Below are 13,701 nucleotides of genomic sequence, written 5' to 3'. Positions count from 1 at the left end.
TGCGTTTTTCATTGGGCTGCTATCGCGAGTAACTTTCTAAGGATACGCAGTGTCTGGCTAGCGAATTCTTGCACTGAATCAGACGCAGCGGTTTTGTTCCCAAACATCGTCGCAAACAGTTCTTTCTGTTCTTCTGTCGGAGGTTGTGAAGATAAAAATAAATGAACGACCGATATCCCCCGCTTCTCTGTTTCCCAAACAGCCTCCGCTGTATCAACTATCCCATTGCGATCGTATCCGAAAGCTGATGGTTCACCGTCAGAGAATACGAGTAAAAATTTATGCTGTTCAGATCGATCCGCCAAGCGATTCGCCATCCATCTGATCGCAAATCCATCACGGTTATCTTCATGTGCTTCAAAGTTCATAATTGCTGGGCCACTGTCGATATGCGTTTCGTCGAACGTATGCATGACTTCGAAAAAATTCGGTTGCTCTTCTTTCGTTGCTTCAAATGCATCTTCGTAATAAGAAGTAATTTCATGGGAGACGTTAAGTTTCCGTAAGACATCATGAAAAAGAACAACTGCTTCTTTTGTCTCCTGGACTTTGTCAATCATAGACGCCGAGCCATCTACGAGTAATCCAAATACAGCATCGAGTTCCGGTGAAGGTGCTTGTTTCCGATAGAAGGGTTTTGGCCGTTCATCTGTCAGCATGGTTGTTAGCTTTGATGAAAGGCGCCCTTTCGTTAAGTTCTCACGCTTATGGTGTTTTTTTCGCTCTAATCTTTTTTTCATCTCGGTAACAAGTGCACGAACAATCGGTAAATGATTATTTCGCCATTCATTGAGCAGGATTGTTGAGGACGCCTCTTCCGTATTTGGCATTTTTGTTGTTTTAAACGTGACATGAGTATGTGCTGGACCATAATCGGAACCCGCTTTAGCTGATGTCTCCTCTGCCCTGTCCCCCCCAAGGTCTGCCTCCTGTTTCGGCATCCCCTCTTTATCGTTACCTTCCGAGCTTCCCAATCCAAACTGTTGAACCTCTGCGTTGTCATCTCCAGGACTCGCATCCGTTGCATCTGCAGCACCTTGGGTTCCTTGTTGCAGCTCAAATTCAAGATAAGTCCCCTTATCTTCTTCGGTCTCCTGGTGCCACGTACGAAACTCCTCTTCAATTGTCTCTTTCACTTCCTGATCTTCTGAATCACTCGGATCTGACATTGCTCGTACATCGGTATTCATCTCTGTACCATCTTCGAAGTAGTCTCCAAACGTGTATATGGGAAGTACGATGTCCCCAGTCAATTGCTCTTCTACGAGTTCTATAATTCGCTTTGCTAGAAAACCGCTTTGACTTGTGGTTTCCAAGTCGTAAGCCTGTTGTACAATTTGCCGAACCCTATCCATAGGCAGATGATTCAACGATTCGTGAGATGCAGCTGTCATCCCCATATGAATATCTAAAAATAGCTGGTTAACTAATGCATCCGCTGAGAACCCCCGCTGTGTGTTTGACAGAAGACGATCTCTATGGAATTCCGCATAGACTTTACTGCGCACTGCAAAAGCTTTCTGTGTCCCCATGCGAGACTTTTGAATGGATTCCATTAGTCTAAATTCTTCAATCATCATCAATAGTTGACCTGCTAATTTAGGAAGTCGGCTAGACTTCATATCCAACGTGAAAGCTCTCCAGGCCGCTAAGTCAAAGTGTCGATAAAAACCTGCAGCAAGCAGATAAATATCCGAAAGACGACCAAGATGAGTTACCTGTTCTGAACGATGTCGCCAAAATACGCTCATCGCAAGAGTTGCATCTTTTGGCTGATACTCGATTAACTGACGCTCTGTTATTTTCACAAATGGAGCGTTCGCTAACGATTGTGCAATTCTCTCGTAAAGCAAAATTTTTCGTGTCTCTACGGATTCATCATTAAACTGTATGAACCGACTGACTTTATCCATCACGATCCCTCATTTCACCCAAGTAGCTGTCAATTCGTTCACGAGATCTCGTTCCATTTTATCTTCCAACAGTTCAGCGATTGCATACATTACAGCGCGATCTAAAGGCATATGAACAGCGAGTTGGAGGGCATCGATTAGACTTCTTACAGAAGCTGCTTCGTCAGCAAGCAATCCGTTAGCAGCTTGTTTAGATAAGTCCTCTGATAGATTCATCATCGTATCCACTATAGATGCTTTCGCTTCTGGGACTGCATTCTCCAATACCGTTCGTAATTGCTCTGCTTCTAAGTACGGAATAGAAAATGATACGAAACGATTTTTTAGTGCTTCGTTCATCGGTGATGTCCCAATATAGCCCTCATTGATAGCTGAGACGACGGAAAAATCTTCGTGTGCTATGATGACTTCTCCTGTAAAAGGATTCGTTAGCATGCGCCGATGATCCAATAGACTATGTAAAATTGGCAACGTCTCAGGTTTGGCCATATTGATTTCATCTATATATAAAATATGGCCACGCTTCATAGCAGTCACTACTGGGCCGTCTACAAATTCAATAACACTTTGACCGTCTTTTGTCACAATGGTTTTAAAACCTAGTAACGCTTCAGCATCCAGGTCCACTGAACAGTTGACGCTTTGCATGGGCTGCTGGAACATTGCTGATATACTTTGAGCAAGACGAGTTTTCCCGCTGCCAGAAGGTCCTTTCAAAAGAATCGGTTTTTTTAACGAAATGGCAATTAAAATATCCTCGAACAAGTTTGGAGTAGGGCTTACATATCCACCTACTTGAATGAGTAGTTGCTCTTCTTCTGTATACGATCTATTTGCACGATTTTTTAAAGTTTCTTCGATTAACAGGTTCATGACTTCTTGTCTCCTTCTATATAAAACGGCCTGATGCAATTATAGCATCAGGCCGTTTCATGGATCAGTGTTTACGTAAGGCTACCTGCATGTCACTCGAAATATGTTTTGTAATATCCGCCGACTTTACCTGTGTTGTCAACAACGAAAAGAAATTCTTCCGTTTCGTTTTTCACATCATAAGTTTTTCCAGGCGTGAGGACGTTTGTTACTAAATATTTTTCAGCATCTGCGTGTTTGCAGACGACTTGCCGGATTGCTGGTGCGTGAAGCCATTCTTTGAACGAAGACATTCTAGGACCCCGCCCTTCCTATAGAAAAGTGTAAGAGTAAATCCCCCCGCAAAACGCGGGAGGTGTAATTTAGTGATTAAGATCCAAGAAGAAGATCTTCTGGATTTTCAATTAATTCCTTAATCATTTTCAAGAATCCAACTGAATCTTTACCATCGATAACACGGTGGTCATAAGATAGAGCCACATACATCATCGGACGGATTTCAACGTTATTACCGACAGCAATCGGACGTTTCTGGATTGTGTGCATTCCAAGAATACCTACTTGCGTTCCGTTAAGGATTGGAGTAGATAGAAGTGAACCGAATACTCCACCGTTCGTGATTGTGAATGAACCGCCTGACATGTCAGCAAGCGTCAATTTGTTGTCGCGAGCTTTTTTAGCAAGTTCTCCGATAGTTGCTTCGATTTCAGCGAAGTTTTTACGGTCTGCATCGACAACGTTTGGTACAACTAGTCCGCCATCTGTAGAAACCGCGATACCGATGTCGAAGTAGTTTTTCATTATCAAATCATCTCCATCAAGCTCTGAGTTGACTTTAGGGTATTTCTTAAGTGCAGCGACTACTGCTTTAGTGAAGAATGACATAAAGCCTAGGCGTACATCGTTCTTATCAAAGAATTCATCTTTTTTACGTGAACGAAGTTCCATCACGTTAGTCATATCAATTTCATTGAACGTTGTAAGCATTGCTGTGTTTTGCTTAACTTCAAGCAACCGCTTCGCAATCGTTTGACGACGACGGCTCATTTTCACGCGTTCTACGCGTCCATCGTCCACTTTTGCTTCTTGTTTAGAGGCAGGTGCTGCAGGTTGTGCTTTAGGAGCAGTACCGTGTGCTTCTACGTCTTGAACGCGTACACGGCCCATTGGATCTACAGGTGAAATGTCAGCTAAGTTAATGCCTTTTTCACGTGCAAGTTTACGTGCAGCAGGACTTGCAATCAAACGATCTCCTGAAGTTGCTTCTTCAGCAGGTGCTTGCGCAGCAACTGGTTCAGATGCTGCTGGTGCAGGCTGTTCTTGTGCAGCTTGAGCGGGAGCAGCAGGCTGCTGTGCAGGTGCTCCAGAACCTGCTCCAACAATCGCAATGACTTGACCGACTTCGACAGTGTCGCCTTCAGCCGCCATTAGTTCTTGAACTGTTCCAGCTTCTTCTGAAATTACTTCAACGTTTACTTTGTCTGTCTCAAGTTCAACGATGAATTCACCTTTATCTACTGATTCACCTGGTTGTTTTAGCCACTTTGCAATAGTTCCTTCAGTAATCGATTCTGCCAGTTCAGGTACTCGGATCTCTGCCACAATAATTTCCTCCTCTAATATCGTTCAATCGTTTAGGAATTGCTGTAATTAGTTTTTAAGTGCTTCTTCAATGATACGCTGCTGTTCAAGCTTATGCATTGTGCCATTTCCTTCTGAAGGACTTGCACGATGAATACGCCCCACGTAATTCACTTTTAAACCTTGAGAAATCTCATACAAATATGGTAGTGCAAATGACCATGAGCCCATATTCTTCGGCTCTTCTTGTACCCAAACGATTTCTTCAGCGTTCGGATATCGTTGAATGATAGCAGCTAATTTGTCAGATGGGAATGGATATAATTGTTCCACGCGTGCTATATGCAAGTGGTCGAATCCTTCTCCCTCTTTCACTTTTTCTGCTAGGTCTATTGCCATTTTACCACTAGTCATAATTACTTTCTTCACGCTGTCTACGTTCTTACCAGTATTCGGTTCTTCGAGTACTGTTTCAAAGTGACCTTCCGTCAAATCAGCAAGATCAGCACCCACGAGTGGATGACGCAGTAGTGATTTAGGTGTTGCAATGACGAGTGGACGTTCTGCTTCATCTCCAAGTATTGCCGCTTGTCTGCGAAGTACGTGGAAGTAGTTTGCGGCACTTGAAATATTCGCTACCGTCCAGTTGTTTTCAGCACAAAGCTGTAAATAACGCTCGATACGGCTGCTTGAGTGTTCAGGACCTTGCCCTTCGTAACCATGTGGCAGCATCATGATCAAACCAGATTGCTGACCCCATTTCGCATTACTAGAAGAGATAAATTGGTCATACATCACTTGAGCCATATTGGAGAAATCTCCATATTGTGCTTCCCAAACTGTAACGGTCTTCTCTTCTTCTAGATTATAACCGAATTCATAACCAACAACTCCCGCTTCAGTCAACGGACTGTTGTAAGCGACAAATGATGCGTTTGAGTCACTGATGTGATGAAGTGGTACAAATTCTTCACCTGTTTTCTCATCGTGAAGCACAAGATGACGATGGGCAAAAGTACCGCGCTGAATGTCTTGACCTGACATCCGAATTGGCTTGCCGTCTTGAAGAATTGAACCGAATGCAAGTTGTTCTGCATGCGCCCAGTCGATTTTTCCTTTTCCATTGAACGGATCTTGACGTCGTTTTAATATACGATCCAACTTACCGAACACATTGAAACTTTCTGGATAAGAGAGCAATTCCTCATTCATGCGACGAAGACGTTCTTCCGACACGCCCGTTTGAAGGTCTCTTGGATATCCTGCAAGTACAGCATCAGGAGTCGCATTGGAACTATTGCTAGTATCCGATGAAGACTCTTTTACTTTGTCATAAGCACGTTGCATCTCAGCAAATACGTCAGCATCCAAGTTCTCAACGTCTTGAGCGGTTAAGATGCCTTCTTTCGCTAGTTTTTCTCCATACAACTGACGAGCAGTCGGATGGTTGTGCACGTCATGGTACATAACAGGGTTTGTAACCATTGGTTCATCCATTTCGTTGTGACCGTAACGACGGTAACCGAGAAGATCGATTAGAACGTCCTTACCAAATTTCTGTCGGTAGTTAAACGCGAATAATGCTGCGCCGATAACATCTTCTGGACTATCTGCATTCACGTGCAGAATCGGTACTTCGAATCCTTTTGCCATATCTGAAGAATAGTGTGTTGAACGTGAATCGTAATACTCTGTTGTAAATCCAATCATATTGTTCGCAATGACGTGAATGGATCCGCCAGTCTGGAATCCGCGAACACGGCTGAAGTTAAATGTTTCCTGTGTAATTCCTTCACCAGGGAACGCAGCATCTCCATGAACCATGACCGCATAAGCAGCATTCGTGTCTTGCACGGGAATTCCAGGGTGATCTGTATTCTCTTGTGCAGCTCGTGTTTGCCCTGCAATCACTGGATTTACGACTTCCAAGTGGGATGGGTTGTACGCTAGGAAACGATCCATGCCTGTTTTACCTTTGTACAAAGCACCAAGGTGATACTTCACATCGCCAAACCAGCCACGTGTCACTTCAACTGAACCATCTTCAGGCAGAAACGGTCCTGATGGTACACCTGCAAACTCTGCAAACATCATTTCATAAGGTTTGTTTAAAATGTGCGTAAGAACGTTCAAACGTCCTCTGTGTGCCATTCCGATTAGCATTTTTTTCGTTTCTGCTTCTTCAGAACGTCTCACCAATTCATCAAGGAAGATGACAAGCGTGTCAAGGCCCTCAATCGAGAATCGCTTCGCTCCTACAAACGTTCTGTGAATGAACTTCTCGAAACCTTCGATTCTAGTTAAACGATCTAACAATTGCTTTTTATCATCGGCTGTAAGGGAAACAGCTAATTTACCAGATTCGATGTTGTCTTTGATCCATTGTTTTTCCTCTACTTCGATCAAATGAGCGAATTCGTAAGCTATTTTGCCCGTGTAAAGGGATTTTAAATAGTTCACTGCATCCAGCGCATTCTCTACTTGTACAGGCACTTCTGTTAAGAAGAGTGATGCAGGCATTGCTTCTAGGTCACGTTCAGATAAATTATAAGCTGAAAGTTCAATTCGTGAAGCGTCTTTTGGACGGTCATTCAGCGGGTAAATATCAGCGTTTAGGTGTCCGTATGCCCGAATTGCATCCATGAGTTTGTATGCGGAAAGTACTTTACGGAAATCAGCTGGACTTCCTTGAGCTCCATCTGCTGTCGCTAAACTTGAGGAGCTATCGCCTCCCGTTTCAGGTCTACCGTTTCGCTTAAAGAATTCAGCAAGTTCCGGATCGATGGATTCTGGTGCATTTTTATAAAGCTCATACATTTCCATTACATAGCCAAGGTTCGGACCTGAAAAAGTTGCATACGGTGAACGCTCGGAACCAACACTGTTCGACATGAGTTATTACCTCCACATTTGCCTTTTGGCATGTTGCGCAAATTTTTATATCCATTTCTATGTTACCATGCAAACACTTGAACTGAAAGGGTTTCGTTCTAGTAACTACATGTATTATCCGCGGACTAGTTTACACCTTGTAGACTCTCTATGCAAGAATTTATAAAAGGCAAGTGTCTATTTTGTGGATAAATGGTTTTATACACTCATTCGACAAGAGAGAATTAGATTCGCCATTTCTTCGGGAGTTTTTGTTGCATCTGTCTGTTCCATAGTCGATACAATATTCGATTTGTCATCAGCTAGACTAATAAGACCCGATAGTAAAGATGCTTCCGTGATGTCTTCTTCGTTAATTACGTGCGCAAAACCAAGTTTCTTAAAGTGCTTGGCATTCAATATTTGGTCTCCGCGACTTTTTTCAGCAGACAGCGGCACGAGAAGCATCGGTATACGAATGGAAAGTAATTCAAATATTGCGTTCGAGCCTGCACGGGAAAGTGCTAAATCTGATGCTGCCATCAGGTGTGGTAATCCTTCAGTAACATACTCAAACTGAATATACCCTACTGTTTGGTCTAGTGACTCGTCTAGATTCCCTTTACCGCATAGATGAATGATTTGAAAGTCCTTTAAAATAGTTGGTAAGTTCCCTCGTAATGCATCATTGAGAACTGCAGAGCCTTGGCTCCCCCCCATTACAATGACAACCGGCTTCCCCTCGGATAATCCGGACATTCTCAACCCAGTCTTCCGATCCCCTTCAAATAGCTCAGGACGAATAATGGCTCCTGTACATGAAGATCTCTCTGAGGGTACATAAGAAAGTGTTTCTTCAAACACAGTAAATATGTGCTTCACAAAAGGAAGTGCGATTTTGTTTGCTAAACCAGGAGATACATCTGATTCGTGTGCAACGACTGGAACACGTGCAATTTTAGCCGCAAGTACTACAGGAACCGATACAAAACCTCCTTTAGAGAAAATGATTTCCGGTTTCAACTTACGCAAAATCGAAAAGGCTTGTAGAACACCTGCACCTACTCTGAAAGGGTCTGTGAAATTTTTCATTGAAAAATAACGTCTAAATTTTCCACTATCAATTGCATGGTAAGTCACTTCTGGATGACCTTTACCGATTAAGTCTCGTTCAATTCCTTCATGGGATCCGATGTAATGTATCTCGTATCCTCGTTCTATAAATGTTGGGATAATTGCTTCGTTAACCGAGACATGACCCGCCGTTCCTCCACCTGTTAACACGATTACTGGCCGTTTCATTGGGGCCGTTCACCTCTACTATTCGTTAAAAATTTAAGTCATTCTCAAATGTTTCTTTTGATAGTATACCAAAATAAGCATGATACAATAAGGATTGAAACAAAAAAGGAGGGAAATCGATGGAATCTTCTCTTCCTCAGGAAAGAAAATCATTCCGTTTTGCCAAGATTGTCATGCCGATTTTAATCACACAGGTTGCACTGTACTTAGTAACATTCTTTGATATCCTTATGACCGGGAGATACAATACATACCATTTAGCCGGGGTAACGATTGGCTCATCGTTCTGGGTACCCGTTTATACAGGTCTTGCAGGAATCCTTATGGCGCTTACCCCGATTATTGCGCAACACGTCGGAGCTCGTCGGAGTGAGCATGTGCGACCGTCTGTTCAACAAGGTATCTATGTATCCGTTGCATTAGCAGCAGTCGTTTTTGGATTAATTCTTTTCGTATTCTTCCCAATTATCCGTACCATGTCACTCGAAGCACCAGTGAGTATTGTTGCGATTGACTATTTAAAAGGGATGAGTGTCGGTCTTGCACCATTGTTCGCATATACCGTATTGCGATCGTTCTTCGATGCGCTCGGTTCTACTCGAGTGTCGATGTTCATTATCCTAATTTCTGCTCCCATCAACGTGTTATTGAACTACTTATTAATCTACGGACATTTCGGCTTCCCTGAGTTGGGTGGAGCTGGCGCTGGGTATGCTTCAGGAATTACATATTGGATTGTGTTTGCCATCGCCGGAGTAGTTGCAGTGACTGGTAAACCTTTTCAGAAATATGAGCTTATGAACCATTGGCAGTTGCCAAGTTGGTCATATTGGAAAGAGATTTTGTTCATTGGTGTACCGATTGGAATGTCCATTTTTATTGAGACCAGTATTTTTTCAGTCGTTACGTTATTGATGAGTTCTTATTCAACCGAAGTGATTTCTGCGCACCAAGTCGCACTAAACTTCACATCCTTGTTGTATATGATTCCACTTAGTATATCAATGGGTGCAACCATACTAGTCGGACAGTCGATTGGCGCAGGTCAATCTAATGATGCGAAGAAGTATAGCTTGCTTGGCATTAGTTTTGCTGTGATTTTTAGCTTTATAGGCATCGCAATATTATTAGGATTCCGCGAACCAATCGCTTCGTTATACACGACAGACAAGTCAATCATTACATTGGCTTCCCAGTTTTTCATATTTGCATCGCTATTTCAGTTGTCGGACGCTGTTCAAGCACCAATACAAGGGGCGTTACGAGGTTACAAGGATGTCAACACCACATTCCTGATGGGCTTTATCTCCCTATGGGTGATTGGACTTCCTGTTGGATATGTATCAGCAACCTATACCGATCTTGGACCCTTTGGATTTTGGGTAGGTTTAATTGCCGGATTAACAGTTGGAGCAATTGCGTTAAGTATTAGACTAAGAGTTGTTCAGAAAAGACATGAACTTCAAGTGAAATAAATGAGTATTTTAGTTACATGAACGACTTCATATATAAAAAGGCTGTCCGGGAAAGTCATATTTCGACTTTTCCGGACAGCCCTTTATTTTATTTTTGTATGAATTGTTGTGTCCAATAGTTACCTTTTGCATCGTAACCGATTCCAATGTGAGTGAAGCCAGGAGTCAAGATATTTTGACGGTGTCCAGGAGAATTCATCCATCCTTTGACGACTTCTTCTGCACTACGTTGTCCCATTGCAATGTTTTCAGCAGCAGCACGGTACGTAATACCGTTCGCTTTCATCTGGTCAAACGGTGAGCCGTATGTTGGGCTCGTATGAGAAAAGTAATTTTTCGAAGCCATGTCTGCAGATTTTGCACGAGCAGTCTTCATTAATTTATCATCCATTTGAAGAGGTTTCAAACCTGCTTTTTGACGTTCTGCATTGGTAAGCGTTAAGACCGCTTTTTCGATCTGACTTGCAGAAACTTGTCCTTGACCCTGATCGGGTTTTTCTTCAGGTGTCGGATTAGTTGGTGGTGTCGGTTTTTCAACTGGTGTATCTGGTTTTTCAACTGGTGTGTCCGGTTTTTCAACTGGCGTATCTGGCTTTTCTACAGGTGTGTCCGGTTTTTCAACTGGCGTATCCGGCTTTTCTACAGGTGTGTCCGGTTTTTCAACTGGCGTATCCGGCTTTTCTACAGGTGTGTCCGGTTTTTCTACAGGCGTATCTGGGTTTTCTACAGGTTTCTCTTGTGGCTTAACATAATGTTTCTTTAACCAACTAGCTAACCCTTTGTAATAGGCCTGTAGATCCCCCTTGTTGTATTTGAGTTGTGTTGGGAGTTGGTGTAGATTCCCCTCCACTGTAATTGTTTTTACTACTTTGTTGACTTGAACAGAATCTAGAGTAGAAGCTTCTGCTTGGCTAGTGTTCGGCAATACGAGTGCCGAACCGAGTAAGATGACTGCTATCGATTTTTTCATCTTGTACGCCTCCCTTCGAAACTATCGTAAACGAAGAAGGCTGATGGAAAACTGGAATACCTTGGAGACATCCCCACTCCATATCTCGCAGACTAAGAAAAGAGAGTTCAAGAGTGAGTCCATTGGATATCTATGGATTCCGGATGAATTATTGGATATCATATCGTGTTGACAAACCATTATAAAGCGTATATTTAATCGTTCCAGTCAATCTGTTCAATGCCTTCCCCAATCATGACAAGACGCTCAGGCATCTTTACATATTCGGGCATCCAATTAACCATACCGTAAGCATATTGGAACAACATCGGATTTTTGACACCTTCAATAGGAATATATCCTTTCATACGATAAACGGTGTCCGGAAGTGATACAGTCCATGCTTCTACATCCTCTTTTTTTACAGGACGAGAAAACGAAATGACTTTCGATGAAAGTGGTAAATTCTTACCTGAGATGATTGGTTGTTGAGTAGATTTTTCAGATGACAATGTTTTTTTGATGAATGAAAAATCCAATTTGCCTTGAACCGTCTGAACAATAGGTGCAGACGTGTTTAAGTTAGCAAGTTCCATAGATATTGTTGCTAATTGAGACTCAGTCACTAAGTCAGACTTGTTTAAAGCAATGATATGCGCGTGGCGAATTTGTTCCAACATTAATGAGTGAATTCTAGGTGAAAGCTCTTCACGATGGAGCCAGCGGGGTGCATCTGCCACTGTAACAATACCTTTTACTTGAAGTCGATCTGCAAATAAGGGTGAATACACCGCGTCCAGAGCTTCCACTGGATGTGCAGCGCCCGTAGTTTCAATTAGAATGACATCAATGCCTTCGTAGTCTTCCAATAGCGCTTGTAATTGCGCCTCTGTCTTTTCAGACCCCGTACAACAAATGCAACCACTCAATAATTCTTTCAACGGCACATCCCCAGATGCTGATACGGAATCTGAGTCCACTGGTAACTCCCCGAATTCATTCATCAAAACAGCCGGTTTTTTTCCAGCCGCTTTTAGTTGTGCAATTGAATGTAGAAGGAGCGAAGTTTTACCGCTCCCTAGGAAACCGCTATATAGATACACATCAATCATTACCTTCAGTCCTTTCTAGTAGAGAAGGCGCCCAATCCGGTTGGATTGGGCGCCTTCAGCTCATTTACCGATTTTGTCGACCACAACTTGTTTTGCTTTCAACAACTGTGGATCGTCTTTTTCGATTTTTTCACGGAGTTTGTTCATGAGACCTATTGCAGTATCTCCTGTCAAAACACCAGTTTCCTCAAGTTTAAGATCGGCTTGAAGTTTTTTTACAGCTTGTGTCATTGTTGCATCGAATAGGCCATCAACTTTCCCTACATCATACCCAACTGCTTTCAACATTTCTTTAGCAGTTTCAGTATTAGCGGAAACCCGTCCTTCTTTCATTTCTTCAGATGGGTCTAGGAAAGGCAACACCGCATAAGAAGGATAGTCTACTTTTACATCTGGTTCAATTCCTTTTTTATGGATCCAATTGCCGTCCGGTGTCAACCATTTTGCAGTAGTGATTTTCAAATTGGAACCGTCTTTCATATCTAACGGAGATTGAACTGTACCTTTACCAAATGTTTTAATTCCTACAATCGGAGTGTCTGAGGATTCTTTTAAAGCACCCGCTAGAATTTCTGATGCCGATGCACTTCCATCATCGACAACCAGAGCAACAGGAACTTCTACTTTTCGACCTTCAGATGCTGGATAGAGTACTGGTTTCTTACCTTTTTCTTCAGTTTGAAGGATTGTTTTTCCTTTGTCCAAGAATAGATCAGAAATTTTCAGAGCACCATCTAGGACACCGCCGGGATTTTGTCGGACATCGAGTACTAGCCCTTTCATTCCTTTGGCTTCCATATCGTCTAATGCTGTTAGTAACTCGTCGTACGTATGCTCCGAGAATGTTGTCATACGAATATGCGCAATTCCACCGTCTAGCATTTCTGCATAAACAGTTTCTACCGGAATGTCATCACGTTTTATTTTCACTTCGAAAGGTTCTGCTTTTTCTCCACGCTTGATCGTTAATGTAACGGTCGTCCCTTTTTCACCGCGGATGAGCATGACAGCTTCTGAAGAAGACATGCCTTGAATGCTTTTACCATCGACCGCTTGAATCAGGTCGTTCGGCAACAAGCCTTCTTTTTCAGCAGGTGAATTTTTTATTGGGGAAACAACTTTGATATAGCCGTCCGCTTCTTGGATCTCAGCACCGATACCTTGGAAGCTGGATGAAATATTCTCCATCAGATGTTCAGTCTCTTCTGTATTCAAGTAATCTGAATACGGATCATCTAAAGCATCTACCATCCCATTTATCGCACCATCCAATACAGCTTTGTCGTCAATATCTTCAAAATATTTTTTCTTAATTTCGTCATAAGCGTCATAAAACTTTTGGAATTCCTGACGATCGTTTTTTTGAGGACTTACCACTTCGACAACTTTGTCATCACCAAACGTAAGTGCAAAAAACGTAATTCCTGCAGTAAGAATGACTAATGTGAAAATCAACATGACGAATGAGAACGGCTTGATCTTAAAATATCGATTGTGAGCAGGATGTTGTTCCGGCTCTGGTGGCCGGTTTTGCTCTTTTTGTTCATTTTCGTCCATTCGCGATCCCACTTTCTACTTCTTATTACGTATATAGTCGAAAAAGGGCCGCTAACTGGCTGGCGGCC

10 protein-coding genes are annotated in these 13,701 nt (G+C 42.6%); 1 reads left to right on the top strand and 9 read right to left on the bottom strand.

The window, feature by feature from the left end; genetic code table 11:
- Positions 1-8: 8 nt before the first annotated feature.
- The 6 genes from ACR65F_RS05645 to murG form a co-directional block, all read right to left on the bottom strand.
- Complete coding sequence (locus tag ACR65F_RS05645; protein ID WP_440503578.1) at positions 9-1,913, bottom strand: vWA domain-containing protein; 1,905 nt, start codon at positions 1,911-1,913, stop codon at positions 9-11.
- Positions 1,914-1,922: 9 nt separating this feature from the next.
- Positions 1,923-2,786, bottom strand: a complete 864-nt coding sequence (locus ACR65F_RS05640; protein WP_440503577.1) for an ATP-binding protein — start codon at positions 2,784-2,786, stop codon at positions 1,923-1,925.
- A gap of 92 nt (positions 2,787-2,878) precedes the next feature.
- The gene (locus ACR65F_RS05635; RefSeq protein ID WP_025784293.1) at positions 2,879-3,079 is read right to left on the bottom strand and encodes a DUF6501 family protein; all 201 of its coding nucleotides are present in this window, start codon (positions 3,077-3,079) and stop codon (positions 2,879-2,881) included.
- A gap of 76 nt (positions 3,080-3,155) precedes the next feature.
- A complete protein-coding gene (odhB, locus tag ACR65F_RS05630) occupies positions 3,156-4,388 on the bottom strand; it encodes a 2-oxoglutarate dehydrogenase complex dihydrolipoyllysine-residue succinyltransferase (protein ID WP_440503576.1) in 1,233 nt (410 codons plus the stop codon).
- Positions 4,389-4,436: 48 nt separating this feature from the next.
- Entirely contained in the window at positions 4,437-7,259 is a 2,823-nt protein-coding gene (locus ACR65F_RS05625) for a 2-oxoglutarate dehydrogenase E1 component (protein ID WP_440503575.1), read from the bottom strand.
- Between the two features lie 198 nt (positions 7,260-7,457).
- Entirely contained in the window at positions 7,458-8,540 is a 1,083-nt protein-coding gene (murG, locus tag ACR65F_RS05620; protein ID WP_440503574.1) for an undecaprenyldiphospho-muramoylpentapeptide beta-N-acetylglucosaminyltransferase, read from the bottom strand.
- A gap of 119 nt (positions 8,541-8,659) precedes the next feature.
- Here murG and ACR65F_RS05615 point away from each other — a divergent pair, with 119 nt between their 5' ends.
- Positions 8,660-10,015: an MATE family efflux transporter gene (locus tag ACR65F_RS05615; RefSeq protein ID WP_440503573.1), complete on the top strand. Its 1,356-nt coding sequence runs from the start codon at positions 8,660-8,662 to the stop codon at positions 10,013-10,015.
- 88 nt (positions 10,016-10,103) lie between these two features.
- On the opposite strand, the gene ACR65F_RS05610 is transcribed toward ACR65F_RS05615, so the two are convergent.
- From ACR65F_RS05610 to ACR65F_RS05600, 3 genes are all read right to left on the bottom strand, one after another.
- Positions 10,104-10,985: a CAP domain-containing protein gene (locus ACR65F_RS05610; protein ID WP_440503572.1), complete on the bottom strand. Its 882-nt coding sequence runs from the start codon at positions 10,983-10,985 to the stop codon at positions 10,104-10,106.
- Between the two features lie 194 nt (positions 10,986-11,179).
- A complete protein-coding gene (locus ACR65F_RS05605) occupies positions 11,180-12,076 on the bottom strand; it encodes a CobW family GTP-binding protein (RefSeq protein WP_440503571.1) in 897 nt (298 codons plus the stop codon).
- 60 nt (positions 12,077-12,136) lie between these two features.
- Positions 12,137-13,633 carry a lmo1851 family serine protease gene (locus ACR65F_RS05600; protein WP_440503570.1) on the bottom strand — a complete coding sequence of 499 codons (1,497 nt, stop codon included), beginning with the start codon at positions 13,631-13,633 and terminating at the stop codon, positions 12,137-12,139.
- Positions 13,634-13,701 lie beyond the last annotated feature (68 nt).

It is taken from the genome of Sporosarcina sp. SAFN-010 (genome assembly GCF_059415065.1).
Note: the sequence above shows the minus strand (reverse complement) of the source record. Positions and strands in the feature narration are given on the sequence as shown.

What these genes read in the sequence shown, in the direction of transcription:
- ACR65F_RS05645 (WP_440503578.1), bottom strand. Translation starts at nt 1,913, where the DNA reads ATGGATAAAGTCAGTCGGTTCATACAGTTTAATGATGAATCCGTAGAG.
- ACR65F_RS05640 (WP_440503577.1), bottom strand. Translation starts at nt 2,786, where the DNA reads ATGAACCTGTTAATCGAAGAAACTTTAAAAAATCGTGCAAATAGATCG.
- ACR65F_RS05635 (WP_025784293.1), bottom strand. Translation starts at nt 3,079, where the DNA reads ATGTCTTCGTTCAAAGAATGGCTTCACGCACCAGCAATCCGGCAAGTC.
- ACR65F_RS05625 (WP_440503575.1), bottom strand. Translation starts at nt 7,259, where the DNA reads ATGTCGAACAGTGTTGGTTCCGAGCGTTCACCGTATGCAACTTTTTCA.
- murG (WP_440503574.1), bottom strand. Translation starts at nt 8,540, where the DNA reads ATGAAACGGCCAGTAATCGTGTTAACAGGTGGAGGAACGGCGGGTCAT.
- ACR65F_RS05615 (WP_440503573.1), top strand. Translation starts at nt 8,660, where the DNA reads ATGGAATCTTCTCTTCCTCAGGAAAGAAAATCATTCCGTTTTGCCAAG.
- ACR65F_RS05610 (WP_440503572.1), bottom strand. Translation starts at nt 10,985, where the DNA reads ATGAAAAAATCGATAGCAGTCATCTTACTCGGTTCGGCACTCGTATTG.
- ACR65F_RS05605 (WP_440503571.1), bottom strand. Translation starts at nt 12,076, where the DNA reads ATGATTGATGTGTATCTATATAGCGGTTTCCTAGGGAGCGGTAAAACT.
- ACR65F_RS05600 (WP_440503570.1), bottom strand. Translation starts at nt 13,633, where the DNA reads ATGGACGAAAATGAACAAAAAGAGCAAAACCGGCCACCAGAGCCGGAA.